Source organism: Nonomuraea sp. NPDC049421 (assembly GCF_040677005.1).
Taxonomy (GTDB): domain Bacteria; phylum Actinomycetota; class Actinomycetes; order Streptosporangiales; family Streptosporangiaceae; genus Nonomuraea; species Nonomuraea salmonea.
Window position 1 is genome coordinate 1 of sequence record NZ_JBFAQA010000042.1, and the last position, 26,260, is coordinate 26,260.

28 protein-coding genes and 1 pseudogene are annotated in these 26,260 nt (G+C 69.7%); 11 read left to right on the forward strand and 18 right to left on the reverse strand.

Annotated elements, in window-relative coordinates:
• Positions 1–1,634: discoidin domain-containing protein (locus AB0K18_RS45130; protein WP_364927699.1), on the reverse strand; the 1,634-nt coding region annotated here is incomplete at its 3' end.
• A gap of 365 nt (positions 1,635–1,999) precedes the next feature.
• A complete protein-coding gene (locus AB0K18_RS45135) occupies positions 2,000–3,037 on the reverse strand; it encodes an FAD-dependent monooxygenase (protein ID WP_364927702.1) in 1,038 nt (345 codons plus the stop codon).
• Between the two features lie 78 nt (positions 3,038–3,115).
• Between AB0K18_RS45135 and AB0K18_RS45140 the strand changes: the two genes are divergently transcribed.
• Entirely contained in the window at positions 3,116–3,706 is a 591-nt protein-coding gene (locus AB0K18_RS45140) for a TetR/AcrR family transcriptional regulator (protein ID WP_364927705.1), read from the forward strand.
• A 23-nt stretch (positions 3,707–3,729) separates the two neighbouring features.
• Here AB0K18_RS45140 and AB0K18_RS45145 read toward each other — a convergent pair whose 3' ends face one another.
• From AB0K18_RS45145 to AB0K18_RS45155, 3 genes are all read right to left on the reverse strand, one after another.
• Positions 3,730–4,059: a hypothetical protein gene (locus AB0K18_RS45145; RefSeq protein ID WP_364927707.1), complete on the reverse strand. Its 330-nt coding sequence runs from the start codon at positions 4,057–4,059 to the stop codon at positions 3,730–3,732.
• 24 nt (positions 4,060–4,083) lie between these two features.
• Positions 4,084–4,443 (reverse strand): hypothetical protein, encoded by a 360-nt coding sequence (locus AB0K18_RS45150; RefSeq protein WP_364927710.1) that lies wholly within the window; start codon positions 4,441–4,443, stop codon positions 4,084–4,086.
• 89 nt (positions 4,444–4,532) lie between these two features.
• Positions 4,533–5,204: a TetR/AcrR family transcriptional regulator gene (locus AB0K18_RS45155; RefSeq protein ID WP_364927712.1), complete on the reverse strand. Its 672-nt coding sequence runs from the start codon at positions 5,202–5,204 to the stop codon at positions 4,533–4,535.
• 86 nt (positions 5,205–5,290) lie between these two features.
• On the opposite strand from AB0K18_RS45155, the gene AB0K18_RS45160 reads away from it, so the two are divergent.
• Complete coding sequence (locus AB0K18_RS45160) at positions 5,291–6,568, forward strand: cytochrome P450 (RefSeq protein WP_364927715.1); 1,278 nt, start codon at positions 5,291–5,293, stop codon at positions 6,566–6,568.
• A 542-nt stretch (positions 6,569–7,110) separates the two neighbouring features.
• Here AB0K18_RS45160 and AB0K18_RS45165 read toward each other — a convergent pair.
• From AB0K18_RS45165 to AB0K18_RS45185, 5 genes and pseudogenes are all read right to left on the reverse strand, one after another.
• Positions 7,111–7,623 (reverse strand): annotated as a pseudogene (locus AB0K18_RS45165) (transposase); the annotation flags it as partial.
• A complete protein-coding gene (locus tag AB0K18_RS45170) occupies positions 7,620–8,144 on the reverse strand; it encodes an MMPL family transporter (protein WP_364927889.1) in 525 nt (174 codons plus the stop codon). The gene AB0K18_RS45170 and the pseudogene AB0K18_RS45165, both read right to left, overlap by 4 nt.
• A gap of 11 nt (positions 8,145–8,155) precedes the next feature.
• Positions 8,156–9,253 (reverse strand): MMPL family transporter, encoded by a 1,098-nt coding sequence (locus tag AB0K18_RS45175; RefSeq protein ID WP_364927718.1) that lies wholly within the window; start codon positions 9,251–9,253, stop codon positions 8,156–8,158.
• A 138-nt stretch (positions 9,254–9,391) separates the two neighbouring features.
• On the reverse strand, positions 9,392–10,225 hold the full coding sequence (locus tag AB0K18_RS45180) for a helix-turn-helix transcriptional regulator (protein WP_364927721.1): 834 nt from the start codon (positions 10,223–10,225) through the stop codon (positions 9,392–9,394).
• A 335-nt stretch (positions 10,226–10,560) separates the two neighbouring features.
• Positions 10,561–11,715: a serine hydrolase domain-containing protein gene (locus AB0K18_RS45185; protein WP_364927724.1), complete on the reverse strand. Its 1,155-nt coding sequence runs from the start codon at positions 11,713–11,715 to the stop codon at positions 10,561–10,563.
• A 332-nt stretch (positions 11,716–12,047) separates the two neighbouring features.
• Between AB0K18_RS45185 and AB0K18_RS45190 the strand changes: the two genes are divergently transcribed.
• The gene (locus AB0K18_RS45190; RefSeq protein ID WP_364927727.1) at positions 12,048–12,743 is read left to right on the forward strand and encodes a MarR family transcriptional regulator; all 696 of its coding nucleotides are present in this window, start codon (positions 12,048–12,050) and stop codon (positions 12,741–12,743) included.
• Positions 12,744–12,756: 13 nt separating this feature from the next.
• Here AB0K18_RS45190 and AB0K18_RS45195 read toward each other — a convergent pair whose 3' ends face one another.
• Positions 12,757–12,885 (reverse strand): trypsin-like serine protease, encoded by a 129-nt coding sequence (locus tag AB0K18_RS45195; RefSeq protein ID WP_364927730.1) that lies wholly within the window; start codon positions 12,883–12,885, stop codon positions 12,757–12,759.
• Between the two features lie 380 nt (positions 12,886–13,265).
• On the opposite strand from AB0K18_RS45195, the gene AB0K18_RS45200 reads away from it, so the two are divergent.
• The 3 genes from AB0K18_RS45200 to AB0K18_RS45210 are packed head-to-tail and all read left to right on the forward strand — an operon-like array spanning position 13,266 to position 16,974.
• A complete protein-coding gene (locus AB0K18_RS45200) occupies positions 13,266–13,775 on the forward strand; it encodes a (2Fe-2S)-binding protein (RefSeq protein WP_364927733.1) in 510 nt (169 codons plus the stop codon).
• Complete coding sequence (locus AB0K18_RS45205; RefSeq protein ID WP_364927736.1) at positions 13,775–14,764, forward strand: xanthine dehydrogenase family protein subunit M; 990 nt, start codon at positions 13,775–13,777, stop codon at positions 14,762–14,764. The genes AB0K18_RS45200 and AB0K18_RS45205 overlap by 1 nt, the downstream gene beginning before the upstream one ends.
• Positions 14,761–16,974 carry a xanthine dehydrogenase family protein molybdopterin-binding subunit gene (locus tag AB0K18_RS45210; RefSeq protein ID WP_364927739.1) on the forward strand — a complete coding sequence of 738 codons (2,214 nt, stop codon included), beginning with the start codon at positions 14,761–14,763 and terminating at the stop codon, positions 16,972–16,974. Before AB0K18_RS45205 ends, AB0K18_RS45210 begins: the two co-directional genes overlap by 4 nt.
• Positions 16,975–17,042: 68 nt before the next feature.
• Here AB0K18_RS45210 and AB0K18_RS45215 read toward each other — a convergent pair whose 3' ends face one another.
• The 5 genes from AB0K18_RS45215 to AB0K18_RS45235 all read right to left on the reverse strand — a co-directional run bounded on the left by AB0K18_RS45215 (position 17,043) and on the right by AB0K18_RS45235 (position 20,473).
• Positions 17,043–17,276 (reverse strand): hypothetical protein, encoded by a 234-nt coding sequence (locus tag AB0K18_RS45215; RefSeq protein WP_364927742.1) that lies wholly within the window; start codon positions 17,274–17,276, stop codon positions 17,043–17,045.
• A 102-nt stretch (positions 17,277–17,378) separates the two neighbouring features.
• Complete coding sequence (locus AB0K18_RS45220; protein ID WP_364927746.1) at positions 17,379–17,759, reverse strand: nuclear transport factor 2 family protein; 381 nt, start codon at positions 17,757–17,759, stop codon at positions 17,379–17,381.
• A 74-nt stretch (positions 17,760–17,833) separates the two neighbouring features.
• Positions 17,834–19,114 (reverse strand): MFS transporter, encoded by a 1,281-nt coding sequence (locus tag AB0K18_RS45225; RefSeq protein WP_364927748.1) that lies wholly within the window; start codon positions 19,112–19,114, stop codon positions 17,834–17,836.
• 147 nt (positions 19,115–19,261) lie between these two features.
• A complete protein-coding gene (locus AB0K18_RS45230; RefSeq protein WP_364927752.1) occupies positions 19,262–20,083 on the reverse strand; it encodes an isocitrate lyase/phosphoenolpyruvate mutase family protein in 822 nt (273 codons plus the stop codon).
• A 9-nt stretch (positions 20,084–20,092) separates the two neighbouring features.
• Entirely contained in the window at positions 20,093–20,473 is a 381-nt protein-coding gene (locus AB0K18_RS45235) for a nuclear transport factor 2 family protein (protein ID WP_364927754.1), read from the reverse strand.
• A gap of 256 nt (positions 20,474–20,729) precedes the next feature.
• Between AB0K18_RS45235 and AB0K18_RS45240 the strand changes: the two genes are divergently transcribed.
• Positions 20,730–21,317 carry a GNAT family N-acetyltransferase gene (locus AB0K18_RS45240; RefSeq protein ID WP_364927757.1) on the forward strand — a complete coding sequence of 196 codons (588 nt, stop codon included), beginning with the start codon at positions 20,730–20,732 and terminating at the stop codon, positions 21,315–21,317.
• Between the two features lie 73 nt (positions 21,318–21,390).
• On the opposite strand, the gene AB0K18_RS45245 is transcribed toward AB0K18_RS45240, so the two are convergent.
• Together AB0K18_RS45245 and AB0K18_RS45250 are read right to left on the reverse strand one after the other, a co-directional pair.
• Positions 21,391–22,029 carry a sigma-70 family RNA polymerase sigma factor gene (locus AB0K18_RS45245; protein ID WP_364927760.1) on the reverse strand — a complete coding sequence of 213 codons (639 nt, stop codon included), beginning with the start codon at positions 22,027–22,029 and terminating at the stop codon, positions 21,391–21,393.
• A gap of 335 nt (positions 22,030–22,364) precedes the next feature.
• The gene (locus AB0K18_RS45250; RefSeq protein WP_364927762.1) at positions 22,365–23,111 is read right to left on the reverse strand and encodes an SDR family oxidoreductase; all 747 of its coding nucleotides are present in this window, start codon (positions 23,109–23,111) and stop codon (positions 22,365–22,367) included.
• Between the two features lie 433 nt (positions 23,112–23,544).
• Here AB0K18_RS45250 and AB0K18_RS45255 point away from each other — a divergent pair, with 433 nt between their 5' ends.
• The 4 genes from AB0K18_RS45255 (at position 23,545) to AB0K18_RS45270 (ending at position 26,150) form a co-directional block, all read left to right on the forward strand.
• Complete coding sequence (locus AB0K18_RS45255; protein ID WP_364927765.1) at positions 23,545–23,679, forward strand: hypothetical protein; 135 nt, start codon at positions 23,545–23,547, stop codon at positions 23,677–23,679.
• Between the two features lie 30 nt (positions 23,680–23,709).
• Entirely contained in the window at positions 23,710–23,868 is a 159-nt protein-coding gene (locus tag AB0K18_RS45260; protein WP_364927768.1) for a hypothetical protein, read from the forward strand.
• A gap of 246 nt (positions 23,869–24,114) precedes the next feature.
• On the forward strand, positions 24,115–24,840 hold the full coding sequence (locus AB0K18_RS45265; protein WP_364927771.1) for an ABC transporter ATP-binding protein: 726 nt from the start codon (positions 24,115–24,117) through the stop codon (positions 24,838–24,840).
• A complete protein-coding gene (locus AB0K18_RS45270) occupies positions 24,837–26,150 on the forward strand; it encodes an ABC transporter permease (protein WP_364927774.1) in 1,314 nt (437 codons plus the stop codon). Before AB0K18_RS45265 ends, AB0K18_RS45270 begins: the two co-directional genes overlap by 4 nt.
• Positions 26,151–26,260 lie beyond the last annotated feature (110 nt).

Below are 26,260 nucleotides of genomic sequence, written 5' to 3' on the forward strand. Positions count from 1 at the left end.
CCGGGCCAGTCGCCGCCCACGGCGAGGTTGAGGATGATGTAGAAGGGGTGGTCGAAGATCCAGGGGCCACGCGTCTGCTCCACCTGGTCCTTGCTAATCGTGAACACCGTCCGCCCGTCGAGCGTGTAGACGATGCCCTCGCTGTCCCAGTCGGCGGCCCAGACGTGGAAGGCGTCGGAGAAGTCGGCGCCGTCCGGCAGCGTGTACGGCGACCCGACGCCGCCGCCCCCGTTGTACGCGGGCGCGTGCACGGTCGAGTAGGACGTCTTCACGTCCTTGCCGAGAACCTCCATGATGTCGATCTCGCCGTTGTACGGCCACGGCCGCCCGGTCAGGAAGTCGGCGCCCATCATCCAGAACGCCGGCCAGAGCCCGTCGCCCTTGGGCACCTTGATCCGGGCCTCGACGCGGCCGTAGGTGAAGTGGAACTTCGTCCCGGTGTTCATCCTGGCGGAGGTGTACTGGCAGGTGGTGCTGCCGGTGAGCGGGTCGGGCGGGCAGGCGGAGCCCGGGGTGGCCTGCTTGCGGGCCTCCATGACGAGGTGGCCCTGGCCGTCCATGGCGGCGTTGGCGTGGTCGGTGTAGTACTCCAGCTCGTTGTTCGGGCCGGTGCCGGGGTCGGCGCGCCACTTGGCGGCGTCGGGCTTGCCGCCGGCGGCGCCGTCGAACTCGTCGCTCCACACCAGGGCCGGCGGGTCGGCCGGGTCGCTGGGCGGGGCGGGCGGGTCGGTGGGGTCGCCACCGGTGCCGTACACCTGGAACTCCCACAGGCTGTAGCCGTAGGGGCCGGCCCGTTGGGTGCCGTACATGCGGACGTACCGGCCGCTGCCCGTGACGTTCAGTGTCTGCTTGAAGCCGGTGCCGGTGGTCGTGCTGTAGATCGTGGTCCAGGTGCTCGCGTCAGGGGAGGTCTGGATCTGGAACGACCTGGCGTAGGCCGGGTCCCACTGCAGCACGACCTTGCTGAGCTGGGCGGTCGCCCCCAGGTCCACGTGGATCCAGCCCGGGTCCGACCACGCCGACGTGGCCCACCTGCTGGCGGGGTCGAGGTCGAACGCCCTGGCCGGGGTGCACTCCCAGCAGTTCCCGTCGTGCTGGGAGCTGGAGGCGGCGGCGGGCTTGCCGTACGACAGCAGCCGCTCGCCGCCCGAGCCGCCCCCGGTCCCGTAGACCTTGAACTCCCAGAGGCTGTAGCCCCATGGAGAGGCGCGCTGGGTGCCGTGGACGCGGACGTACCGGCCGGTGCCGGACACGGAGAGGGTCTGGTTCCCGCCGATGCCGGCGGCGGTGGAGTAGAGGGTGCTCCAGGTGAGGCCGTCGGTGGACGCCTGCACCTGGAAGGCGGTGGCGTACGCGGTCTCCCAGCTCAGCTCGACCTGGCTGATCGTGGCGGTCGAGCCGAGGTCCACCTGGATCCACTGCGGGTCGGAGAACGCGCTGGACCAGCGGGTGCCTGGGTCGCCGTCCACGGCGGCGGAGGCGGGGAAGGCGGCGGCGCTCTCGGTGGAGGAGGCGGTGACGGGCCTGCCCTGGGACAGCAGCGGGTCGGCGGCGTGGGCGGGCGGCGCCGAGAGCGGCGAGACGGCGATGACGAGGGCGAAGGACGCCGCGAGACGGCGTAAGAGTGGGTTCACAACGTCTCCGTCAAACTGGGGGCAGGATTTGAGAAAGCGCTCCCTGACAAGGAGGGTGCTCGCGCACCGGGCTCCTGTCAAGGTGCGGGTTAACTTTCCAGAAACGTCGCGACGCACGTTCCGCGGCTTCACGCTGGGATGTTCCTCAGGACTGCTCAGCTCCGGAAAGTTCCGCACGGGCTCGGCTTGACTGGTCATCCGCCCCAGACGCGACAGGTGCAGGGAGCGCTCTCTGAGTGAATCCCGCCTTGTCACGCGGCGGCGGGCGGCGACTCATGCGGAACGCCGCGGTGATGAGCTTCCGTCCCTTGGAGATCGGGATCGCGGAGTCCTGGCGTACTCGCACGTCACACGCGGCGAGCATGTCAGGCGGGCAGCAGGCGCATGAGGAGGTTGCGGGGGCCTTCCCGGTGGTGACCGGCCAACCTCGTCATCTGGCGGGACATGGCCACGACCCGTTGAGCAGGCCGTCTGCGCCGGGCGTCGTACGCACGCAACGCCGATCCCACGTCGCCGGCGCTCTCCAGGCACATGGTGAGGGCGGCCGCGTCCAGCAGTGCCTGGCACGCGCCTTGCCCTAGGGAGGGGGTCATGGCGTGCGCGGCATCACCCACCAGCGCCACATTGCCGACGACCAGGGACTTCAGGCGCGGGGACAGGTCGTAGATCTCATGCCGCAGCACGGCCTTCTCATCGGCCTCGGCGAGGAGGCGCGGGATCGGGTCGTGCCAGCCGGCGAAGCGGGCGCGCAGCTCGTCGAGGGTCTCCCGATGGCCTTCCGGTGTCGCCACCGCGGCGTACCAATTGGTCGCCCCCGGTTCCTGGGGCGTGATGCCGAACACCTGTCCGGCCCCCCAGGTCTCGCCGTACGACGGCGGATTGAACCGCGCGACGCCCCGCCATGCCACGATCCCGGCGTAACGTGGCCGCACCGTGGTACCGAAAGAGGCCGCACGCACCGTGCTGCGCAGCCCGTCCGCTCCCACCACCAGGTCATATCGCCCACGCAGAGCTTCCAGATCGGTGATCTTCGTGCCGGTCATGACCGGCGTGTCCCCCAAGGCGTCGACCAGCATGTTCATCAGCGAGGCCCTGGACAGCATGAGCACGGGAGCCCCGCCCTTGCGCTCGATGCGTTCCAACGGGAGGTCCGCGATCCGCTCGCCCTGCGGCGTACGGATGACGGCCCGGCGATAGGGGACGGTACGGCGGAGCAGCTCCTCACGCAGGCCGAGCCGCGCGAGGGCGGCCTGCGCGTCGGGCCGTATGCCGAGCGCCGTGCCTTCGGGATTGATCTCCGGCCAGCGCTCGAGCACGGTCACCTCCCAGCCGATCCTGCGCAGGCCTATGGCGGTCGCCAGTCCGCCGATTCCGGCTCCGACGATCGCGGCGGTTCCGTTCATGCGCTCTTCCCTTCATCGACTACCCCATCTGTGGTACCACTGTTGTGGTGGACCGGGCAAGCTGCGATGATGAGGGCCATGGCGGAGAACCGGGATCGGCGTGACGTGCTGCGTGACGCCGCGATCGAGGTGCTGGCCCGTCAGGGCGGCAGAGGGCTGACCCATCGAGCAGTCGATCACGAGGCCGGGCTGCCCGAGGGCACGGCCAAGAACTACTTCGCCAGCCGCGACGCCCTCCTGCAGGGGGCGGCCGAACGCTGCGTGGAGCGCTACTGGGCCGATCTTCAGGTGATGAAAGCCGCCAGGGTTCGAGGGCGCAGGCACCTGGTCGCGCTGCTACGCGAGCTGCTCGACCGTGCTCTCACGGCCAACAGATCCAGGGTCCTGGCCTACATCGAGCTGCATGCCGAGGCCGCGCGTCGGCCGCGCGTGCAGGAGACGATGGCTGAGCTCACCCGCGCCGACCTGGCGCTGCACCTGGAGGCGCACAGAGCGGCCGGCCTGCCGGCGACCGGGCGGAGCGCCGCGATGGTCACGATGTGCGTGAACAGCGCGCTGACGTACCTGCTCACCCAACCGCCCGAGACGCTCAAGGCGTACGGCCTCGACGACCTCGACGCGTTCCTGACCGACCTCATCGACACCGTGTATCCCCCAGCAGGCCGATGACTCCGCTCGACACTGGTGGCGGATCAGTGGCCATACGGTACGCGGTGGTGCCTGGGTCTCGGTGTGGCGGGCCTGCTCCAGGGCCGCCAGCTCCACTGGATTGTGCCCAGGCTGGTGCCGATGGTGATCGTCACCGACTTCATGATCAGCCCTGCTTCGGCGCCGCTATGCGTCCACATCCCCCGGTACCCCGCCGCTGCCTGCGTGAACCGGGACCGGTTCAACGCCGGAGTCGGGTCGTTGTAGCCGACTTCCAGCTCGTTCTTGTTCGCGAACAGGTAGCCACCGCTGCCAAGGCCCGACGCCGCGTCGAACAACTGCATCCGGTACTCGTCGCCCCGCAGCCACGTCACGGCCCCGCCGGTCTCCACTGGTGTTTAGCCCGGCCGGGAGACGATCGCCCCATCGGTGTCGGCGTAGATCCTCGCGTAGGTTGAGCCGGAGCCTGGCATGAACCTGATCTCCGGATCCGCGGAGCCGCTGGGGTTCACGATGATGCGTCGGCCGACCACACCGGTGGCGAGCTGGCCGACGATCGACACTGCGCCCGAGGCCGACGACACGGCCACGGTCTGCACGCTGGAAGCGTCGTAGGCTTCAAGCCCGCCGCCATTGAGTTTCACGCGCGCCCCGGCCGGGTTGCCCGCGACGATGCGCGTCACCAAGGCGAGCACGGCCCCCAGCTTGTCCGCCGTCACCGCGTTAGCGGCAATGTGCCCGGCCTCGACCGCGCCCACCGTCGGCCGTAGGTTTCCCCTGGTGGCCCGCGAAGTCTTTCCGGTCCCACCCCGAGTAGACGCGATGCCATCGCCGCGCTTGGTCCAGGTCACAACGAGGCCCCAGGCACCCCCAGCAGCGGCAGCCACACCTCGTCCACGATCTCGCCGATCGACTCGTCCGGCACCGCGCGCATCGTCGTGAGCATGTCGTGGCGCAACAGGTCGAACGGCAGGTTCACCACCCGGGACGAGCGAGGCACGTCGGGCAGCTCGCCGCGCTCGACCGCGCGGGCGACGATCGTCTCGAAGGCCGTCGCCCGGCCCGGCGGGAGGAGGGTGTCGCGTAGCTCGCCGAAGCTGGTGCCGGTGTCGCGGAAGTAGTCCACCAGCTGCACGCTCATCAACGTGATTGTGGGCGCGCGGTCAGCGTTGGCGTTGCGGAGGAAGCCGATCGCGTCGTCGCGGAGGCTGCCGGTGTCGGGCACCGCGATGGGCTGCCAAAACTTTGTGAGAGTGGCCAGCAGCAGGTCGTCGCGCTGCGGCCAGCGCCGGTAGAGCACTGGACGACTCGTGCCGGCGCGGGCGGCGACCGCTTCGTAGGTGAAGCCGTGGTATCCGTGCTCGATCAGCACGTCCCACGCGGCGTCGAGGATCGCGTCCTCGAGTGCGGGGCCGCGCCGACGGGATGCGCCGCTGTCGCGCGTCGCGCCGCCGTTGGTACGACGTTCCGCCGCCTGCGCCCCGAGTTCACCCGCGATCCGCTCGTGCTTACGATTCACTTGCGTATCTTATCGCGACGACTTATGGTGTCCACCATTAGATACAGCAGCGTATTCTAAAGCCCCTTAAGAAACGGAACGTGCTGATGGCCGACGACAGCTTGACCAGGAAGTCCCCGAGCGTGAGCACCACGGGGATGCGGCGGATCCTGCCGGTGGACATGGTGGAGCGGGGGCGTGGCCCGTTCGATCCGCCGCCGGGTCTGCGGGGGGAGGGCGTGGTCCGGCCGTTGGGTCTGCTGAATGGCGCGAGAGCGTGGCTGGTGACGGGGTTCGAGGAGGCCCGTACGGTGTTGTCGGACGCGCGTTTCAGTGCCGACAAGGTGCGTCATCGGGACGCGACGTCGCTGCAGCCGCACGAGGTAACCGAGATGGAGGCGGCGGAGCCGCCGAGGGCAGCGGTGGCGGAGCGGGAGGACGGGCTCTTCGTCTTCATGGACCCGCCTGAGCACACCCGGTTGCGGCGGTTGCTGACGGGTCAGTTCACGGTGCGGCGGATGCGGGAGCTGGAGTCGCGGGTGACGGAGATCGCGGTCGAGCACATCGAGGCGATGAGGGCGGCGGGCACGGAGGCCGATCTGGTGCCGGCGTTCGCGTTGCCGCTGCCGTCGCTGGTCATCTGCGAGTTGCTGGGCGTGAACTACGCCGACCGTGCGGAGTTCCAGGAGCGTACGGCGGTCGGGCTGAACGCGAACTCGACCCCGGAGGAGCAGGCCGCGGCGCGCGCCGAGCTATATGCGTTCATGCGGCGGCTGGTGGTCGGCAAGCGCTCGAACCCCGCCGATGACCTGCTGTCCGGGCTCATCCACGACGCCGACCCGCCCCTGACGGACGCTCAGCTGGTCGATGTCGCACTCGTCCTGCTCAACGCGGGCCATGAGACCACGGCGAACATGCTGGGTCTGGGTACGTTCGCGCTGCTGGAGCATCCCGACCAGCTCGCGGCGCTGCGTGCCGATCCGGGCCTGATCGACAACACGGTGGAGGAGCTGCTGCGGTTCCTGTCGATCATCCAGCTCGGGGTCAGCCGGGTCACCACGGCGCCGGTGACGCTGGGCGGGGTGGACATCCCGGCTGGCGCGACCGTCGTGATCGCCACGCCCGAGGTCAACAGGGACCCGCGGCATTGGCCCGATCCCGACGCGTTCGACCTGCACCGCTCGCGCACTCCGCACCTGGCCTTCGGGCATGGGGTTCACCAGTGCCTGGGTCAGCAGCTGGCCCGGATCGAGATGCGGATAGGGCTGGGCGAACTGATTTCCCGCCTGCCGGACCTGCGCCTGGCGGTGCCGGCCGAGCAGGTGCCGGTACGCAACGAGATGCTCATCTTCGGTGTGCATTCCCTGCCGGTCACCTGGTCATGAGATGGCGGTGAAGCGCGGCCATCAGCGACGGCAGGGGCCGGGGTGCCGATGGCCACGAGCATCAGTGGTTCGCTGATCGTCGGAGAGCCTCGATGCTGTCAGCGCAATCTCCCGTGACGCTGGGGTCTCCTGAGAAGGCTCGGGTCGGGTCGGGCGGCGGTACGCGTACGAGCTCTGTTGCGGTGGCCTTGGCGGCCGGAGTGATGCCCCGACTGCGTCGGTGAGCCGGCCGGTGTACGAGCCGGCCCGAGTGTGCTCGGCGGCGCGCCGGCACGGTGAACAACGTCCAGACCGTCGTTCCCCATCCTTGCGACTGCAGCACCTGGTGCAGTGCGGCCACCATGACCGGGATGAGCACGCCCCACGTGCGCACCTGGCTGGCCAGCACCCAGCACGTGGCACGCCAGCCCAGATGGGTGACGTCGGCCAGGCGCATCCGCAGGGCCGCGCCCACCAGCGACAGGGCGCGGCTCAGCGGGTTGGGGCCAGGCGGGACGGGTCAGGGCGCCGCGGCGCCCCGTGCGTGCCCGTGCCTCGGCGTCCTGCAGCCGGATGTTGAGGTGGATGCCGTCGGCCCACAGGTAGACGTAGTCGACGCCGGACAGGTCGCGTGTGGCGAACGCTTGCTGCTCGGTCTTCCACTGCTCGGTGAGCTTGGCGATCACGGGTGCCGACAGGCCGTGGCCGGTGCCGAGGAACTGGCCCAGCGCCGGGACGAAGTCGCCGGTGGACAGGCCGTGCAGGTAGAGCAAAGGGAGCACCTCGGTGATGGCCGGGCTCTTGCGGCACCAGGGCGGCAGGATGGCTGAGGAGAACCGGCGGCGTTCGCCGGTGGTCTCGTCGATGCGCTTGCCGTTGACGCGTGGGGCGCGGACCTCGATCGCGCCCGCGCTGGTCAATACCTGCCGGGGTTGGTGGTGGCCGTTGCGGACGACCAGGCGATGGCCGGCCTCGTCGCGTTCGTCGGCGAAGGCGGCGATGTAGGCGTCGACCTCGGCTTTGAGCGCTTCGGCGAGCATCCTTCGGGCACCTTCGCGGACCAGCTCGTCGATCAGCGCGGGTGAGGGGCCGGAAGCGGACGCGTTACGTCGCCGTGGGCGGGGTCAGGGACTACGGTGAGCACGCGTGTGCCTTCCCGACCGACGTTGGCGCGTCGGTCATGTCTTGAGAACTCACATGCCCCGACCGCCAGCGCGAAGCCGATGCCCTTGACCACCCGCACATGCGAGAAGGCGAACGAGCCGAACACGGCGACCATGATGAGCGCGGCGGCCGTGACGACGGAGGCGCTGTGCGCGAAGCCGCGCTGCATGGCCGGTACAGCGGCGAGACCGTGCGCATGCTCCTCCCGCATGCGGGAGACGAGGAACACCTCGTAGTCCATGGCCAGGCCGAACAGCCTGCCGACGAGCAGGATCGGCAGGAAGCTGAGCACGGGGCCCGTGGCGTCCACCTGGAACAGCCCCGCCAGCCAGCCCCATTGGAAGACCGCGACGACCGAGCCGAGCGCGGCGATGATCGACAGCAGGAAGCCGAGCGCGGCCTTGACCGGCACGGCGACCGAGCGGAACACCATCAGCAGCAGTATCAGCGCCAGCCCGATGATGAGGGCGCAGTACACGGGGAGCGCCGCCGACAGCTGGCCATGTCGATGTTGACGGCCGTGGGACCGGTGACGGTGATCCGGGTGCCGGTCTCGGCCTGGATCGGGCCGCGCGCCTGCCGAATGCCTGCGAGCAGGTCCTTGGTCCGCTCGGAGTCCGGGCCGCCGGCGGCGATGACGTTGATCAGGGCGAGGTCGCCAGGAGGGAGTGCCTGCGGCGGGGCGACGGCTGCGACGCCGGGCAGTTCCCGGACCGCCTCGGCGGTCGTGGCGGCCGCGGCCTCCGCCGCGGATCCCTGCACGACAACGACGAGAGGGCTGTCGTACCCGGGTCCGAAGGCTTCGTCGATCAGTCGCTGGGCACGCACGGCGGTGTTGTCACTGCGGTCGGTGGGCAGCGCGAGTTGCAGGTCAGCGGCCGGGATGAGGAAGACGAGCAGGCCGAGCACCCCGGCGATGAGCACGGGCACCCGCCTGCGGGTCACACCGGCCACCCACCGTTCACCCAGCGGGGCACGACGGCGGGAACGCGGCGTCCTGCCCGCGGCACCGGCGGCGATGCGCGCACCGAGCAGGCCCAGCGTCGCGGGCAGCAGGGAGATGGCGATGAGCACCGAGATCACGACGGTGCCCGCCGCCGCCAGCCCCATCACGGTGAGGAAGGGGATGCGCACGACCGCGAGCGCAGCCAGACCGATGACCACGGTGCCGCCGGCGAAGACGACCGCGCTGCCCGCCGTGCCGACGGCCAGCCCCGCCGACTCCTCGGGGTCCACCCCGGCGCGGACCTGCCGCTGATGCCGGGAGACGATGAACAAGGCGTAGTCCACCCCGACCGCCAGCCCTAGCATGACCGCCAGGATGACGGAAGTGCTGTCGAGCGTGACCACGCTCCCGGCCGCGAGCAGGGTCAGCACGCCGATCGCGACCCCGGCCAGCGCGGTGGCCAGCGGGATGAACGCGGTCACCACCGACCGGAAGACGAAGACGAGCACGACGAGGGTGAGGATGACGCCGATCACCTCGCCCGGCCCGAAGATGGACAGTTCGAAGACGGAAAACGCGGCGCCGCCGAACTCCACGACCAGGCCGGCGTCGCGCGCCTGGCCGCCTTCAGGGATTCCAGGAAGCGCTCGGCGGCGGCTGCATCGGCGGCGTTCGACGGCCTGCCCATGCGGCGGAGCCGGGCCCGCCCGGCAGGCCGTCCCGCAGGCCGTGCCTCAACTGGCCTGTCGGCCCGCGGCCAGGGCCGCAAGCCTCTCCTCGGAGGGTGAGCCGGTCGGGGCGGTGTAGACGACGAGGTACATGTCCGGGTCGGCGGTCGGCGCGAACGACTCCCAGTTGAGCGTCATCGTGCCCACCTCGGGATGACGCATCCGCTTGGTTCCGTACGTGCAGTAGGTCACCCGGTGGTCGGCCCAGTGGCGGGCGAAATCGGCGGAGCGCGCGGTCAGCTCGTCGACCAGTGCCTGCGGGCGCGGGTCTTCGCCGGCCCGGCCCAGCGCGCCCCGCAGCCAGGCGGCGGCCTCGACGGCGACCTGCTCCCAGTCGGGGAAGACGTCGCGGGCCCGGGGATCGAGGAAGATCCAGCGGATCTCGTTGCGCTCGGCGCGGGGCATGGCCTCGAAGTCGGCCAGGAGAGCCGCACCGAGCCGGTTGATCGCCAGGATGTCCAGGACCCCGGTCATCAGCAGCGCGGGCGCCGGACCGAGCATGTCGAGCATCATCCGCAGGGCGGCCCGGGGCCGGGCCGGTGGCAGCGGCGGCGCATGATGTCGGCCGGCGATGAGCTCGCGCAGGTGGCGCAGCTCCTCGGGGCCGAGCCGAAGAGCGCCGGCCACCGCCTCCAGCACCTGGTCGGAGACGTTGCCGACGCGCCCCTGCTCCATCCGGGTGTAGTAGTCGACGCTGACCCCGGCCGCCAGGGCGAGCTCCTCGCGGCGCAGCCCGTGCACGCGGCGGCCGGTGGGCCGCGCGGGCAGACCCACCTCGCGAGGGGTCACCCGGGCTCGCCGGGAGCGCAGGAACTCCCGCAGCTCGTCCTGTCGCTTCATACCGCCAGTATCGCATCTGCGCAGGTGAAACTCCTGGTCACGTCCTCCACCGCACACGGAGCGGGGTTGCCGGAGGCAGCCGGACCTTCAGCCAGGCGGGCGCGCGGAGGTGGCGACGGATCGTATCGACATCATTCTTCAGCGCTTCGGAGCGTCGGCCGTTCCGAGAGCGTTGCCCAGCCCTCCGCCATGTCGTGATCATTACGGTGCCGCGTCAGCCGACGTCCGCCGCACCGGAGGATGGCTCTGTGGCCATGCCCTGACCGTGGAGCTGAAGCTGGGTTCCCGGCCGGCGCGCGGAGGGCTCGACGCCGGAAATGTGCGGGTAGAGGCATCTAGGATGCGGCGGGACAGAACTCGGCGGCGAGCACGTCGGTGAAGACGCTGAGCGGTGCCCAGTCTCCGTTGACCTGGGTGGTGAGGCGGTGCTTGCCGTCCCGGGTGCCCATGCTGTAGCTCCAGGAGCCGTAGGTGGCGCCGGCGTTGCCCCAGACGCTGATCCCGCAGGGCAGCTTCTGCTCGAAGACGCCCAGACCGTAACGGGTGCCGGGGATCCACCCCTCTGTGGGGACGGTGGTGAGCATCTCGCGTAGCTGCGCGGCCGGCAGGACGCGCCCGCCGAACAGGGCGGCGAAGAACCGGTTGAGGTCGCCGGTGGTGGAGATGATGCCGCCGGCGGACCAGGCGAAGGACTGGTTCATCTCGGTGGCGTCGTAGACGGTGGGCTTGGGATCGCGGGAGAACAGGGTGGAGTAGTGCACCGGATGCGGGCCGCGGATCGTGGCGGTGGTGCCGGGCAGTGAGGTGCCGGTCAGGCGCAGGGGGCGGATGACGGTCCGGAGGAGTTCCTGCTCGAACGTCTTGCCCGTCGCTTTTTCGACGATCATCGCGGCGAGGATGAAGTTGGTGTTGGAGTACCTGAAGCGCTGACCGGGCTCGCCGGTGGGCGGGTGGGCCAGGGCGATCTTCACCAGCTGCTGGGGAGTGTAGGTGTCGTAGCGGTGCTTGAACCACTCGGCTCCGACGCCCGTGGCGAAGAACGTCTCGTCGTCGGAATAGGCGTAGATGCCGCTGGTCTGGTTGAGCAGCTGCCTGACGGTGATCTTGCCGGGTTCGTAGGCGCTGCCGTCGAACAGGCCGGGAAGGTGCCTGCCCAGGGGGTCGTCTAGGCGAAGCTTGCCTTCGGCCACGAGCTTGAGCACCACGGTGGCGGTGAAGGCCTTGGAAGCGCTGCCGATGCGGAAGCGCTGGTTCTGCCGGCGCTTGCGTCCGGTCTTGGTGTCGGACACGCCCGCCGAGCCGAACCACGAGCGGCGGCCGTCGCGGATGTCGGCGACCATGCCGGGAGCGAGCTTGGCGGCCACCGTCTGGTCGAGCAACTGCTGCACCTTGGAGTGTCCGGGAGCGGACGAGGCGGCGGCGGTCAGGGCCGTGGTGGGCAGGAGCGCGGCGGCAAGGAGCGCCGCCATGGCGGACTGCGATGCGAGCACGTCAGTTCCTTTTGGGGAGTGGGTCGAAGGGGTGCCGCTGCCTGCTCCACTTGGACAGCGGCCAGTCAGGCGTAACGGCGTCACGGAGATCGAAACGTCTGGAGCCACCGCGTCGTCCGGCGAGATACGAGGGAGTCGGTGACATCTGGCGTTTGCGATGCAGGAAAGCTAACTTGCATTCGTTTATCTGTCAATTTTATTTATGTGTTTCTACTTGCATTTATCGTCATACTTGCAATGGACTTGACGATGAACGCAAGCTCTACTTGCAATGAGGTGAAGGCAAGTGCAAGACTGCACCCGTCCGCGTGCACGACGAGAAAGGCGCCCCCATGCCCGGAGGCAGGCTGACCCACCAAGATCGCCGGCAGATTGCCGAGGGCCTGGCCGAAGGGCTCACCCACACCCAGATCGCCGCCTGCCTGAACCGGCCGCTGTCCACCATCACGCGAGAGGTGGCCCGCAACGGCGGTCGCGACGGCTACCAGGCCGACCAGGCCCACCAGGCCACCCGGGACCGTGCCCGCAGGCGTTCGCCGGCCTCTGAGAGACGAGGCCGCGAAGCGGTGACCGATCTGGAGGAGCAGTTCACCGAAATCATGATCAATACCGGCTTGTCCCGGATGACCGCCCGCGTCCTGGCCAGCCTCTACCTCACCGACAGCGGCAGCCTCACCGCGGCTGAACTCACCCGCAAACTGCAGGTCAGCCCAGCCTCCATCTCCAAGGCCATCGGTGAGCTCGAGCGGCAGGAGCTGATCCGCCGCGAACGCGACCCGCGCCGGCGGCGCGACCGTTACGTCATCGACGCCGACGCCTGGTTCCGCGGCTGGACGGCCAGCGCCCGCCAGAACACGCTGCTGGCCGACCTCGCCCGTCAAGGAGCAGCAACGCTGGGAGCCACCTCGCCCGCCGGGCTCCGGCTGCGGGACATCGGCGACTTCTTCGATCACGTCGGGCACGCCATGCTGCGAGCAGCCGAGGAGTGGCGTCAGGCACACGCCGCCAAGCAAACGCCTGGCCGATGAACAGCCGAACGGATCATCCAGCCGTCGCGCAGACGGCCGTGTTGACGCCCGTCACCTCGCCCTTGGCATGGACCAGTGGGCCGCCGGAATGGCCGGGGTCGATGGAGGCGCATCGACCGCCGGCTCTCCCCAGCTGCCTCATCACCGTCAGCCTGTGAACGCGGGCGTGCCGCGTCGCATCCGTACTCCCTGATCATGCTTCCCCAGTCAGCTGACGCGACTTTTCCAGCCTCAGGTCAGAGATTTATCCCTATTTGCCGCTTTTTCGCATTTCGATAGATAGCGTGACGGCTAATTGCAACCGAATGTCGCCGTCCTCTCGTTCAAGGGTTGCCCGCCAGGCAGTGACGGGTGGCCCGACCAGGGACGTACGCGAGCCGCACCAAAACTCGCACCCACGACATAGATCCGCTCATAGCCCGATAAAAACTTGTGGTGGCCGGCGCCTGGAGGACTGGCGATCCTCCCCGGCAGACAGGAGTTCGATCAAGAACTCGGAATCGAGGCGCTATGAACACAGCCGTGAGCACAAGCCATTCACACGACGCGAAGACGTCCGAGATCCCGCAGGTGGAGGTCACCCTCCAGGTCAACGGCGCCTCACACATGCTGCGGCTCGACGCCCGCGTCACCCTGCTGGACGCCCTGCGCGACCACCTCGGCCTGACCGGCGCGAAAAAGGGCTGCGACCAGGGCGCCTGCGGCGCCTGCACGGTGCTCGTCGACGGCAAGCGCGTGGTGTCGTGCCTGACGCTGGCCGCCCAGTGCGAGGGCCGCGAGGTCACCACCGTCGAAGCGCTGTCGGACGGCGGCACGCCGCACCCGGTGCAGGCGGCCTTCGCCCGGCACGACGCCTTCCAGTGCGGTTACTGCACCCCGGGACAGATCATGTCGGCCGTGTCCCTGCTGGCCGAGGGCCGGGCCGGCTCGGAGGAGGAGATCTGCGAGTTCATGAGCGGCAACCTGTGCCGCTGCGGCGCCTATCCCAACATCCGCAAGGCGATCCGCGACGTCGCGGCGGAGGCCGAGTGATGCGCCCGTTCTCCTACGTCCGGGCCGCCGACGCCGGCGAGGCCGTCGCCCTCGTCAGCGCCGACCCGGACACCACCTACCTCGCGGGCGGCACCACCCAGCTCGACCTGATGAAGGACGGCGTGCTGGGCCCCGACCGGCTGGTCGACATCACCCGGCTGCCGCTGAGCGGCATCACGCACACCGGCACGACCATCCGCGTCGGCGCGACCACCACCATGGAGGAGCTGGCCGCCGATCCCGTCGTGATCGAGCGCCTGCCCTTCATCCGCGAGGCGCTCCTGCTCGGCGCCTCCACCCAGCTGCGCAACCTGGCCACCATCGGCGGCAACCTGCTGCAGCGGGCCCGCTGCCGGTACTTCCGCGACCCGACCGTCGAGGCGTGCAACAAGCGGAACCCCGGATCGGGATGCGCCGCCATCACCGGGTTCGCCCGGATGCACGCCATCCTCGGCACCAGCGACCACTGCATCGCCCTGCACGCCTCCGACCTCGCGATCCCGCTGGCCGCGCTGGACACCGTGATCCACGTGCAAAGCATGGACGGGCCGCGCAGCATCCCGCTGACCGAGTTCTACCTCCCGCCCGGCGACACCCCCCACGTCGAGAACGTGCTGCGCCACGGCGAGCTGATCACCGCGATCGAGGTGCCGCTGCCGCCCGAGGGAGCGCGCTCGCACTACCTGAAGGTCCGCGACCGGGTCTCCTACGAGTTCGCGCTGACCTCGGCCGGCGCGGCCCTGGTGGTCGAGGACGGCCTGATCAGGCACGCCAGGGTGGCGCTCGGCGGGGTGGGCACGGTGCCGTGGCGTTCGTGGGACGCCGAGGACGTCCTGCGCGACGCGCCCGCGACCGGTGACACGTTCCAGGCCGCGGCCGAGGCCGCTCTGACGGGGGCCAGGACGCTGCCCGGCACGGCGTTCAAGGTGGAGCTGGCCAAGCGCACCCTGATCCGGGTTCTGGAGACCATCGCAGGAGAGCAAGCATGAGCACGATCGCGGAGCGCGCGCCGGTGATCGGCGCGGCCCTGGACCGCGTGGACGCGCCGCTGAAGGTGACGGGCAGCGCGCACTACCCCAACGACTTCGCCTACCCCGGCCTCGCGCACGCCGCCCTGGTGCGGGCCACGATCGCCGCCGGACGTATCAGCACCATCGACACCTCGCAGGCCGAGGCCGCGCCGGGCGTGCTGACCGTCATCACCCACCTCACCGCGCCGCAGCTCGGACGCGGGCCGATGACCCTGCTCGGCCCGTCCCCGCCCGCCCCGCTCCAGGACGACCGCATCCTGCACTACGGCCAGCACGTCGCCATCGTCGTGGCCGACACCACCGAGCAGGCCCGGCACGCCGCCTCGCTCGTCCGGGTCCGGTACGAGACCACCGACGCCCTGCTCGACCTCGACGACCCGCGCGCCGAGGTCGTCACGAACCCGTGGAACCTGGACACCGAGCGCGGCGACGTCGACGCCGGGTTCGCCGCGGCCGACGTCGTGGTCGAGGGCACCTACACCACACCGGACAACACCAACAACCCGCTCGGCCTGATGTCCACGGTCGCACTCTGGCAGGGCGACTCGCTCACCGTGCACGACTCCACCCAGTGGCCGCACAACGTACGCACCTCGCTGGCGCAGATCTTCAAGATCCCCGAGAGCGGCATCCGGGTGCTCGCGCCCTACGTGGGCGGCGGGTTCGGCGCCGGGCTGCGCATGTGGCCGCACGTCATCCTGACCGTGCTGGCCGCCCGCGAGGTGGGCCGGCCGGTGAAGCTCGTGCTGACCCGCCCGGAGATGTTCACCTCGGTGGGTCACCGGCCGCACAGCGTCATGCGCTTCAAGCTCGGCGCCACCCGCGACGGCGACCTGGTCGCCATCGACGCCGACGGCGTCTCCTCGGTGGCCATGGAGGACGACGACTACGAGCCGGTCTCGCTCTGCGCGGCCGTCTCCTACGCCTGCCCGAACGTGCGCACCCGCGACCGGCAGGTACGGCTCAACATCCCCTGCCCCGGCTCCATGCGTGCCCCCGCCGAAGGCCAGGGCAACTTCGCCCTGGAATCGGCTCTCGACGAACTCGCCCACAGCCTCGGCATGGACCCGCTGGAGCTGCGGCTGCGCAACTTCGCCGACGTGGACCCGCTGTCCGGGCTGCCCTGGTCGAGCAACGCGCTGCGCGAGTGCTACGAGCGAGGCGCCGAGCGGTTCGGCTGGACGAGCCGCAACCCCGAGATCGGCTCGATGCGCGAGGGCCGCTGGCTGGTCGGCTACGGCCTGGCCGCCGTGTCCTACCCCGCCTATCAGGTGCCGTGCCAGGCCCGCGCCTCACTGCACCGGGACGGATCGGCGTTCGTACGCAGCGCGGCCACCGACATCGGGACCGGCACCTACACCGTCATGACCCAGCTCGCGGCCGAGTCCCTCGGCCTGGACGCCTCCCGGGTACGGTTCGGCCTTGGCGACTCGGACATGCCGTACTCGCCGCAGGCCGGCGGATCGGGCCTCACCGGCGCGCTGGGCAACGCCGTGCACCTGGCGTGCCGGCGCCTGGTCAGCGAGTTCCTCGACCTGGTGCGCGACGACGCGGGCTCCCCGCTGCGCGGGGCGAAGCCCGACGACGTCACCGTCAGCCAGGGCCGCATCCACCTCACCGGTGACCCGGCCCGCAGCGAGGCGTACACCGACATCCTGGCCCGCCACGGCCTGGAGGAGCTGAGCGCCGACGGCAGAAGCACCCCGCCCCAGCCGGAACAGCTCGGGATGGCCGTGGCGGGCGCGTTCGGGGCCAAGTTCGTCGAGGTACGCATCGACCCCGACCTCGGCCTGCTGCGCGTGGCCCGGGTCGTCTCGGCCATCGACGGAGGCCGGATCCTCAACGCCAAGACGGCCAGCAGCCAGATCACCGGCGGCACCGTCGGCGGCATCAGCCAGGCCATGTTCGAGGACACCGCCACCGACGGGGAGACCGGCCGCATCGCCAACGCCACCTTCGGCGACTACCTCATCCCGGTGAACGCCGACATCCCGGACCTGGACGTGATCTTCGTCGGCGAGCCCGACCGGGCGACCCCGGTGGGCACCAAGGGCGTCGGCGAGGTCGGCCTGGTCGGGCTGGCGGCGGCCATCGCCAACGCCGTCCACCACGCCACCGGCCGGCGCATCCGTTCCCTGCCGATCACCCTCGACCAGCTCATGCGCTGACCACGAGCAGGCGAATGCCGAGGTGGACGAGCGCACGGTGATCGCGAATCACACGGCGCAGGGCACGTTCACCAGCAGCAGACAACCCAGTACGAGCAGTCCGAGGCTGCGATCGCGGTGGGCCGCCGGCCCACATGATTGGACACCCGTCCCAGCACCAGCAGGGTGCTGAGCGTGGCGGCGGAGTAGGCGACGACGGTCAGCGAGATGCCCGCGTCGGTGAGCCCGTCCTCGGCTCGGTAGATGTTGAACAGCGGGATCGTCGAGCCCACTGCGGCGAACACGGCCACCAGGGAGACCACCGCGCAGACGAACGCCGGCCGGAGCCTTGTCCCGGCTGCCCAGGCTGGTCGCTGCGGTCTCCGCTTGTTGCCGCGTTGTGACCAGCAGGTTCGCCGGCGCCGTCAGGCGCCCGGAGCGATCGCGCAGGCGGAGACACAGACCCAGGTCCCCTCACGCTTCTGGTACGTGTCCGTGTACAGAGCTTCCTGCTTCGCTCCGTCCGCGAGCATGGTGTAGGTGCTCCGGCCGTGGATCAGAGCAACGTCGCTGAGGATGCGGATGGTGACGTCGTGCACGGCGAGATCCTTGAAGGGCCGCGGCCTGGCGATGTAGTCGAGGAACTCGGCACGGTTACGGGTGATTCCCGGAAGCTGCACGATGAAGTCCTCGGCGAGGAACTCGCTGAAGCGCTTGACATCGTTGAACTGGTCGGAGTGGACGTAGTCGTTGTTGAGCCGCTCGAGGATCGCCAGGTCTTCGGCCGACTGCTTGGTGTCGTTCATCGTCTTGCTCCTGCTTTGTGCGGTTCGGTGTTTGTTCTGATGGATTGGTGTCGACTCGCAGCGCCGTCTTACCTTCACTGCCGCGATCGCGCCACCACGGCGAGTGCGGCGGAGGCCAGGACGATGACGCCCGCCGTGAGGAACACCGTCGGCAAGGTCGTCGACGAGACCAGGATCGCGCCGAGCCCGGACCCCGCGGCCAGGGCTATCTGAAGGTTCGTCATGTTCACCGCCGATGCGGCCTCCGGGGATTGCGGGGCGGCGTCGAGGATCCAGACCAGCGTTCCCGGGTTCACGATTCCCCAGAACAAGCCCCACAGCACGAGCAGCAGGCCGGCGGCCCAAGGTATGGCGCCCACGCTCGCCAGGGCGATGAGCAGGGCGGCCACGGCCGCCGCCGCCCCTGCGAAGCTGCCGATCACTGTGCGCTTGAACAGCGATCCGGCGATGAGGGAGCCGGCGATGCCCCCGATGCCGTACATGACGTAGAGCAGGGAGATCACGCCGCTGGACAGCCGCGTGTGGTCCATCAGGAACGGGGTGACATAGGTCCAGGCGGCGAACTGCCCGATGAACACCATCGCGCCCGCCGCCATCCCGAACCGGGCGGCCCGCCGCGTCACGACTCCCACGAGATCACGCAACTGTGTACGCCCGTCCGGCGGTATGCCCGGCAGCACGACTGCCTGCACGACCACGACGAGCAGCGTCGCCGCCGCCGCGATGGCGAAAGTGAGACGCCAGCCGACGAGGTTGCCGAGGAACTGCCCCGCCGGCAGCCCCACCACCGTCCCGCCCGAGATCCCGGCCGCGATGGCGGTGATGGCGCGGGTGCCGCCGGCCGGGCCCACCAGCTTGGGTCCGACCGGTGAGACCACGGTCCAGAAGGCCCCGAGCGTGGCTCCGAAGATCATGCGGGCGATCAGCACCAGGACGAAGTCCGGCGCCACCGCGACGACCGCGTTCGACACCAGCACCGTCAGCCCCAGGACGACGATGACGGAGCGCCTGTTGAAGCGGCCGGAGCCGAGGAAGAACAGCGGTGCCGACACCGCCGCGCTGAAGCCCGGCACGAGCACCATCAGCCCGGCGAGGCCGAGCGAGACATGCAGCCCGTCGGCGATCTCCGGTAGCAGCCCCACCGGCAGCGTCTCCGTCATGACGATGACGAACGCCCCGAGCGCGACCGCGCCGACGGACGCCCAGCCCCGCCTGCTACCGGGCTCCGCACCAGTGGAAGCGGCGCGGGCAGCTGAAGGCTCGGCCGGGACGCGGACGGCCGCGGTGCACGAGGATGCCGTGAGCACGCGGATCCGCGGTGCGTCGTGCGTCAGCGTCGGCTCTTCGTTGTCCATCAGGTGTTCTCCTGGCTGATCGCGTGTTCTGATCGGTCCCTGCTCGGTGAGCGCGCCACGGCGTACCTGCACGGGCCCCGCGGGCGGCCAGAACAGCGCACGTCGAGATCTGGCTCAATGCGCCGGATGCCGGGCTGCGCGGCCGGGTCAGCCCTTGATGAGGCCGACGATGTGGCCGAAGTCGAGATCTGAAGCGAGCGCCGTCAGATCTCCCCTCGCGAGCTTCGCCGCAGCCGCCTGTGTTGCTCCGAGAGCGTGCGTGTAGGGGTCGACCCCGAGACTGATCCGGCGGACACCGATGGTCCGGAGGTCCGCGAGGGTGACCGCGTCTTGAGGACCGACGAGGACGTTGACCGGCTTGGGGGCGACGGCCCTGACGACTGCGCTGATGGAGGCCAGGTCCGGCAGGTTCGGCGCATAAAGGACGTCGGCTCCTGCCTCCGCGTAGGCGGAGAGGCGGCGGATCGTGTCATCGAGGTCGGAAACTCCCCACAGGAAGTTGTCCGTCCGGCCGGTCAGGACGATCCGTCCGTGCGCGGCCGCGGCGGCAGCCTGGATGCGGCGAACCGCGTCGTCGAAGTCACGTATCGGGCCGGCGGGGTCACCAGTGGTGTCCTCGACTCCGATGCCGGCGAGACCGCGGGCGACGGCGGCGTCGACAGTGGCCCGGACATCCTCGGGGGTCTCGCCGTAGCCGTCCTCGAAGTCGCCGTTGATCGGCAGGCCGCTCACGGACGTGAGCAGGGCGGCATGGTTCAGGTGCTCATCCCGGCCGACGGCGTGGATGCCGTCGAGCCGGCCCAGGGTCGCGGCGAGGACCGCGGAAGAGGTCGCGATGGACCTGAATCCGGCCTCCTTGAAAAGCAGGGCCGAGGGACCGTCCCATACGTTGGGCATGATGAACGTGCCGGGGCCACGGTGGAGCTCGGCGAACCGTTCGTAGCGTGTCTGGACCGCGGTGTCGGACATGGCGGCGGGTCAGGCGCCGGGTGCGATCGCGCAGGCGGAGACGCAGAGCCAGACGCCCCCACGCTTCTGGTACACGTCGGTGTACAGCGCGTCGTGCTCCACCCCATCGGCGATCATGGTGTACGTCACCCTGCCGTGGATCAGCGCGACATCGCCGAGTATTCGGATCTTGACTTCGTGCAGAACCTGATCCTTGAAGGGCCGGGGCTTGGCGATGTCTTCGAGGTAGTCCGTACGATTGCGCGTGACACCCGGGGTCTGCACGATGAAATCCTCAGCGAGGAACTCACCGAGGCGCTGGGCATCGCCGGCCTGGTCCGAGCGGTTGTAGTCAAGGTTGAGCTGCTCGAGGATCGCCAGATCCTCGGCCGACGACGTGGCGTCGTTCATCTCTTGCTCCTTCACGTAATTCGGCGTTCGCCGCGGCTGGATCGTCGTCTCCGCGACGCCGAGGGCTGGCCGGTGCCCATCGATAGGACTATATAGTCCAAGCTAGGCCACCTGGATACGACAGGGCAAGCCTTATGGGCAGCGGCCGGAGAAGCTCGACCTGGATCTCATTGGACGATTTCGTCCGGTCCGGCGTAGTGTAAGCAATCCCTGGTTGCCCTGTTGGGCGTGTCCCGTCCCCCGTCGAGGAGCAGCGTTGTCTCACGAGGTCACCATCGTCGGCTCGACCATCAGCACCCCACGGTTGCGGCTGCGCGCGTGGCATCAGGCAGACGCGGCGGAAGCGCTCGACATCTACGGCAGCGCGGAGGTCTCCCGGTGGCTGGCCCCCGCCATGGATGGCATCAAGGATCTCGACGAGATGCGGGCGGTGATCACCAGATGGATCGCCGCACCCCTGGGATCCGATGGGCGCCCGAGTGGCCGGTGGGTGATCGAAGAGATCGAGAGCGGGCGTGTCGCCGGCTCGGGGCAGATCCTTCCGTTGCCGCCGGAGGGCGATGACCTGGAGCTGGGCTACCAGCTCGCTCCCTGGGCGTGGGGCCGCGGGCTGGCGGCCGAGGCGGGTCACGCTCTGGCTCACTACGCGTTCAGCAACGGCGAGGAAGAGGTCTTCGCCGTCGTACGGCCTCACAATGATCGCGGTACACGCGCCGCCCGCCGCATCGGGATGGAGTGGGTCGGGGAAACGGAGAAGTATTACGCGCTGCGTCTTCAGGTCTTCCGGCTCCGCAAGGGCGACTTGGACACCTCCGCGCTGAGGCCGGGCCCCGTCGAACGTTGATCCCGGTCCGGGCGTTCGGCCGAAGAAGCTCAATGCCTCGGTGGAGGCCTCGCTGCGGCGAGGCATGCGGCACTCAGCCCGACCGAATCGCCGGCGACTCAGGCAGGTAGCCATCGGCCACCAGCGCGATACGGAGCTTCTTCCTGGCGTCGAAGAGCACCTTGTAGAGCGCGTTGTGGGTCGAGCCCAGTTCGTCGGCCAGGACATCCATCGGCATGCCGTTGAGGACCGTCGCGACGAACACGAGCCGCTGGCGATCGGACAGGTTCTCGTTCACCGCAGCCGAGACGGCGGCCGCGAACTCCCGGGCCTGTGCCTCACCCTCAGGGCCGACGTCGAACCGGGAAGCGAGCTTGGACCAGTCCTCTTGTTCGTAGGGGACCTCGTGGCGGCGCCAGAAGTGGCGGTTCATCTTCGTGGCCACGTTGAGGATCGCGAACTTGCTCGCCCAGGTGGTGAACCGCGCCTCACCCCGGAATTCGTCCAACCGCTCGGTGATGGCCATCAACGCGTCAGCGGCGGCCTGGTGGGCGATGTCCTCGAGTTCCGGGCCGTCCAGCTTGAGGAGGGAGGCGCGCCGGCGAGCCTCCGCATGCGAGACGCGGAGCAGCAGGGGATACAGCTCGGCGCATGTGGCCTCTCTTCGTGGGCCTGCGGCGGCGAGTTCCTGCACCCAGCGGCGATTCTCTTGATCGATCTCCGTGTCGTCCACCGCGAACCTCTTTCGTCGAAGCAGCACAAGCCGTGTACACGCTGGTCGGGTCGCTCCCGACACCACGTCGGTGCCCACCGTATACCGGACTAAAAAGTCCATACAAATGCCAGATTGACTGCGAACCGCCATGTTCAGCGGACCTTACAGTCCGGCTTGTTCGGCTACGGCGGGCCAGGCGGAGATGAGGCCGGCCCTGTGAGCGCCGGCAGCAGGCCCTCCCAAGCCCTGGGCGCATGGACCGCCGGCCAGAAGGTGTGCATCGATGCCCGGGGACCGCTCACTCGGGCCGTCACCCGCAGCGAGCGGTTCCGCATAGACGTGTGACGATTCGGTCAGATGGCCAAGCCTGCGCCGCCGGACACGACGATCTCCTGCCCGGTGACGTACGCGGCATCGTCCGAAGCCAGAAAGGCGACCGTCCCGGCGACGTCTTCTGGCGTTCCGAGGCGGCCGAACGGGTTGCGCTCGGCCATCGCCGCCATCGTCCCGGCGACGTCTTCGGTCGCCGTCCGGATCGAGGCCCGCGTCATCGGGGTGTCGGTCATCCCCGGGCTGACCGCGTTGATGCGGATGCGGCGCGGCGCCAGTTCGAGGGCCAGCGTCGGGATCATGGCCAGCATCGCGCCGTGGGACCCGGCGGCGACGCTGCTACCGGTCAGGCTGCGCCTTGCTCCGATCCCCACGGTGACGATCACCGAAGCACCGTCGGACAGCAGCGGCAACGCCTTGACCAGGGTGAAGAACACTCCCTTGGTGTTGACGGCGAACACGTCGTCGTACGCGGCCTCGTCCCACGCCTCCAACGTCATCGGATGGTTCACGCCGGCGTTCAGGAACAGCGTGGTCAGATTGCCGAACTGCGCTCCGACCTCGGACACGACCCGGTCAGTGTCCGAGAGCGACCGTGCGTCAGCCCGCAAGACCAGGACATCGCCGGGCAGCTCCTCCCGCGCCCGAGCGAGGCTCTCCTCGCGATGCCCGGTGACGGCGACACGGTGACCGCGCTCGTGCAGAGTCCGCGCGGCCGCCATCCCGATTCCGCTGGTGCCGCCCGTGATCAGGGCCGTACGTGCCGACATGACACTCACTCCATCCTCTTCGCTGGCTCGACTGAACAGCCCGATGGCATCGCGTAGGCGCCGGGCGTGCAGGAGAACGTGCCGGCGGTCGCTGAGCTCGCAGGCCCGCGAGACGGCTACCTGCCCTCATCGCGCATCAGGATGTCTAACCGCTCCGTCGGAGCGCAAACCGGTAGCGGACTATATCGTCCAAATTCAGCGGCGACAGAGGAGGCAGCCCGCCGTCCGTCTGGAGCCTGGCGTGCGGCCGGCGCGGCGGAAGGCCCGCACGCTCACGGGCGTCCAGACGGCGGGCCAAGCTCCTCAGACCCGCCAGCACATGACCGAAACGTACACGCGTCGGCTCTCGACTGCTTGCTGGAAAGAGAACCCCCGTGGATGTGAAGGCGCCTCCAAGCCACATCCCCTGCCTCGATACGCGAAGGTCACGGAGATGTCAGCCGTCACGGACTGGGTCAAGCACGACCACGCCGAAGTGATCGCCGAGACACCCGAGCTGGCCCGGGCCCACATCGTCCAGATGCTCACGCCGGAGGAGTTCGCGAAACTGGTGACCGATGTGCTGTGAACCGGCAACCATACCGCGAGCGTCCGGCTCGTGCCGGTCGAACCGTTGCTGTACCAGGCGAGCGTGCACCTGCCGCGCATCGGCACGGGCCTGGCCGGTGGCAGCTGCGACGTCATCGAGCCGCTCATCCGACAGCACCTGGCCGATCACGGAATCAGCATGACCGTGTACGACCTCTCCGAGCAGTGAACCTCTGCGGATCGCCAGCACAGCCGGAGACCTCGCCAAGGCCCGGGAACGCGCCCGCGCCCTGCGCCAAGAGATCCGACGTCCCGCGCAGATCGGCCGGCTGTTGCCGGGCCGCGGATGCAGGCAAGCTCAGCAGGCAGGTGTCACGCCGTGGCGTGAGATGTCAGGAGCCTACGGGAAGCCTCAGGGGCTGATCGGGGAGATACCGGATGGGTGGGGTGCACGCGTTGCGGCACGCTGCTGATCATGATTGATCGTGCGGTCCTCCTTGAGGAAGTGAGCAGGACATATGGGAAAGACGCCACCGAAGTGGCTGCGCTGCGGCAGGTCAGCGTCGGGTTCCCGCGCGGTAGTTTCACTGCGGTGATGGGCCCGTCGGGGTCGGGCAAGAGCACGCTACTGCAGTGTGCGTCGGGGTTGGACCGGGCGGATTCGGGGGCGGTGCACATCGCCGGACAGGACATCACCCGCTTCGGGGAGAACGAACTGGCGGTGCTGCGCCGCGACCGGGTCGGCGTCATCTTCCAGGCGTTCAACCTGGTGCCGTCGCTGACAGCCTGGCAGAACGTGATCCTGCCCAGCAGCCTGGCCAGGCGGCGGGCCGACCCGTCACGGGTGCGCGAGTTGCTGCACCGGGTCGGGCTGGCCGGGCGGGAGGGGCATCGACCGGCGCAGCTGTCCGGGGGCCAGCAGCAGCGGGTGGCGATCGCCCGCGCCCTGCTCGGCAGGCCGGAGGTGCTGTTCGCCGATGAGCCGACCGGAGCGCTGGACCGCCGCACCGGGCATGAAGTGCTGGCGCTGCTGCGGGAGGCGGTCGACGCGTTCGGTCAGACGGTGGTCATGGTCACGCACGATCCGGAGGCGGCGGCCCGGGCCGACAGCGTGCTGTTCCTGACCGACGGGCGGATCGTCGACGTCCTGGACAGGCCCTCGGTCGACCAGATCGGCATGCGGCTGGGCGGCCGCCGGTGACACTCCTCCTGGCCTGGAACAACGTACGGACCAACCCGATGGGCTTCGCCGCTTCGTTCGCGGCGGTGGTCCTGGCCGTGATGCTGATCGGTGGCAGTGGCCTGGTGGTCACCGGCGCGGCCACGCGTGAGGAGCTGAACGGCGTCATGGGGTTGCTGGTGCTGTCGTCCGCGGTGTCGGGGTTCGTGTCGGTCTTCGTGGTCGCGGGCATGCTGAGCCTGCACGTGCTGCGGCAGCGCAGGACCTGGGCGCTGCTGCGGTCGGTCGGCATGACGCCGCGTCAGGTGAGCCGGCTCATCACGGCGGAGGCGCTGGTGGTGGCCGTGCTGGCGGTCGTGGCGGGCTGCCTGCTGGCCGTGCCGTACGCCGTGCTGATGGCGGCGTTCATGCGGGCTACCGGGTTGGCGCCCGGGGGCGTCCCGGTGGAGGTCGCGACGGGGCCGTTCATCGTGGCGCTGGTGGTCGGGCTGGCGGTGACGCTGCTGGCGGCTCGGGTCGCGGCGCGCAAGGCGGTGGGTGTGGGCCCGCTGGAGGTGTTGCGGGAGAGCGCGGCGCAGCGGCGGCTGCTGCCCTGGCCCCGCGCGGTCATCGGGGTGTTGGCGCTGGCGGCGGGAGTCGTGCTGTTGTGGCTCGTGCCGCAGGTCGAGCCGGCGAACGCGGCGCCGGCCGCGCTGGGGGCGACGATGGTGCTGTGCGTGGGCGCCTCCGCGCTGGGCCCCGTCGCGCTGCGCGGGATGGGCTGGCTGCTCGGAGCCGCGGTGGCCCGGCTCGATCCGGGTGCGGGGATGCTGGCCAGGTCCTCCCTGGTCACTCAGCCGCGCCGGGCGATGTCGGCCGCGTCTCCGGTGATGTTGACCGTCGCGCTGGCGTGCACCTTCCTGTTCGCCGTGGCGACCACCGACGCGGCGGCGGGCGTCATCCGTACCGGATCGTCGGCATGGGTCGCTCCGATGCTGGTGGGGTCGGCGGTGCTCTACACCATCCTCTCGGTGCTCAACGCGACCGCCATGACGATGGCCGAGCGCGCCGATGAGATCCGGCTGCTGCGGACCGTGGGGACCAAGCCGCGGCAGCTCGCCCGGGTGGTGTGCTGGGAGACGTTGATCGTGACGTGTGCCGGGACGCTGCTCGGAACGGGCATCGCCGCCGCTTCGCTCACCATGCTCGGCAAGGCCGCGACCGGCGAGCTGCGGTTCGCCTACTCTCTGCCGCAGTACGCCGGGCTGGTGCTGGTCTGCGCGGTGAGCGGCCTGGCGGGAGGACTGGCCGCCACGCGGCAGGCGCGGCGCGGCGCCCTTCTGCCCGATTGACGCCGAAGGCGTGATGCCGTCTTCGCGCGGCTCGTCACGCAGGACACCATTGGCCTGCCTGCTCCGGTACGGATCCGTCGTCACCCTGGCCAACTCCAGCACGCCGGGAT

What these genes read in the sequence shown, in the direction of transcription:
- AB0K18_RS45135 (WP_364927702.1), bottom strand. Translation starts at nt 3,037, where the DNA reads ATGAACGGAACCGCCGCGATCGTCGGAGCCGGAATCGGCGGACTGGCG.
- AB0K18_RS45140 (WP_364927705.1), top strand. Translation starts at nt 3,116, where the DNA reads ATGGCGGAGAACCGGGATCGGCGTGACGTGCTGCGTGACGCCGCGATC.
- AB0K18_RS45160 (WP_364927715.1), top strand. Translation starts at nt 5,291, where the DNA reads ATGGCCGACGACAGCTTGACCAGGAAGTCCCCGAGCGTGAGCACCACG.
- AB0K18_RS45170 (WP_364927889.1), bottom strand. Translation starts at nt 8,144, where the DNA reads ATGGTGTTCCGCTCGGTCGCCGTGCCGGTCAAGGCCGCGCTCGGCTTC.
- AB0K18_RS45180 (WP_364927721.1), bottom strand. Translation starts at nt 10,225, where the DNA reads ATGAAGCGACAGGACGAGCTGCGGGAGTTCCTGCGCTCCCGGCGAGCC.
- AB0K18_RS45190 (WP_364927727.1), top strand. Translation starts at nt 12,048, where the DNA reads ATGCCCGGAGGCAGGCTGACCCACCAAGATCGCCGGCAGATTGCCGAG.
- AB0K18_RS45195 (WP_364927730.1), bottom strand. Translation starts at nt 12,885, where the DNA reads ATGAGGCAGCTGGGGAGAGCCGGCGGTCGATGCGCCTCCATCGACCCC.
- AB0K18_RS45205 (WP_364927736.1), top strand. Translation starts at nt 13,775, where the DNA reads ATGCGCCCGTTCTCCTACGTCCGGGCCGCCGACGCCGGCGAGGCCGTC.
- AB0K18_RS45210 (WP_364927739.1), top strand. Translation starts at nt 14,761, where the DNA reads ATGAGCACGATCGCGGAGCGCGCGCCGGTGATCGGCGCGGCCCTGGAC.
- AB0K18_RS45220 (WP_364927746.1), bottom strand. Translation starts at nt 17,759, where the DNA reads ATGAACGACACCAAGCAGTCGGCCGAAGACCTGGCGATCCTCGAGCGG.
- AB0K18_RS45225 (WP_364927748.1), bottom strand. Translation starts at nt 19,114, where the DNA reads ATGGACAACGAAGAGCCGACGCTGACGCACGACGCACCGCGGATCCGC.
- AB0K18_RS45230 (WP_364927752.1), bottom strand. Translation starts at nt 20,083, where the DNA reads ATGTCCGACACCGCGGTCCAGACACGCTACGAACGGTTCGCCGAGCTC.
- AB0K18_RS45235 (WP_364927754.1), bottom strand. Translation starts at nt 20,473, where the DNA reads ATGAACGACGCCACGTCGTCGGCCGAGGATCTGGCGATCCTCGAGCAG.
- AB0K18_RS45250 (WP_364927762.1), bottom strand. Translation starts at nt 23,111, where the DNA reads ATGTCGGCACGTACGGCCCTGATCACGGGCGGCACCAGCGGAATCGGG.
- AB0K18_RS45255 (WP_364927765.1), top strand. Translation starts at nt 23,545, where the DNA reads ATGTCAGCCGTCACGGACTGGGTCAAGCACGACCACGCCGAAGTGATC.
- AB0K18_RS45265 (WP_364927771.1), top strand. Translation starts at nt 24,115, where the DNA reads ATGATTGATCGTGCGGTCCTCCTTGAGGAAGTGAGCAGGACATATGGG.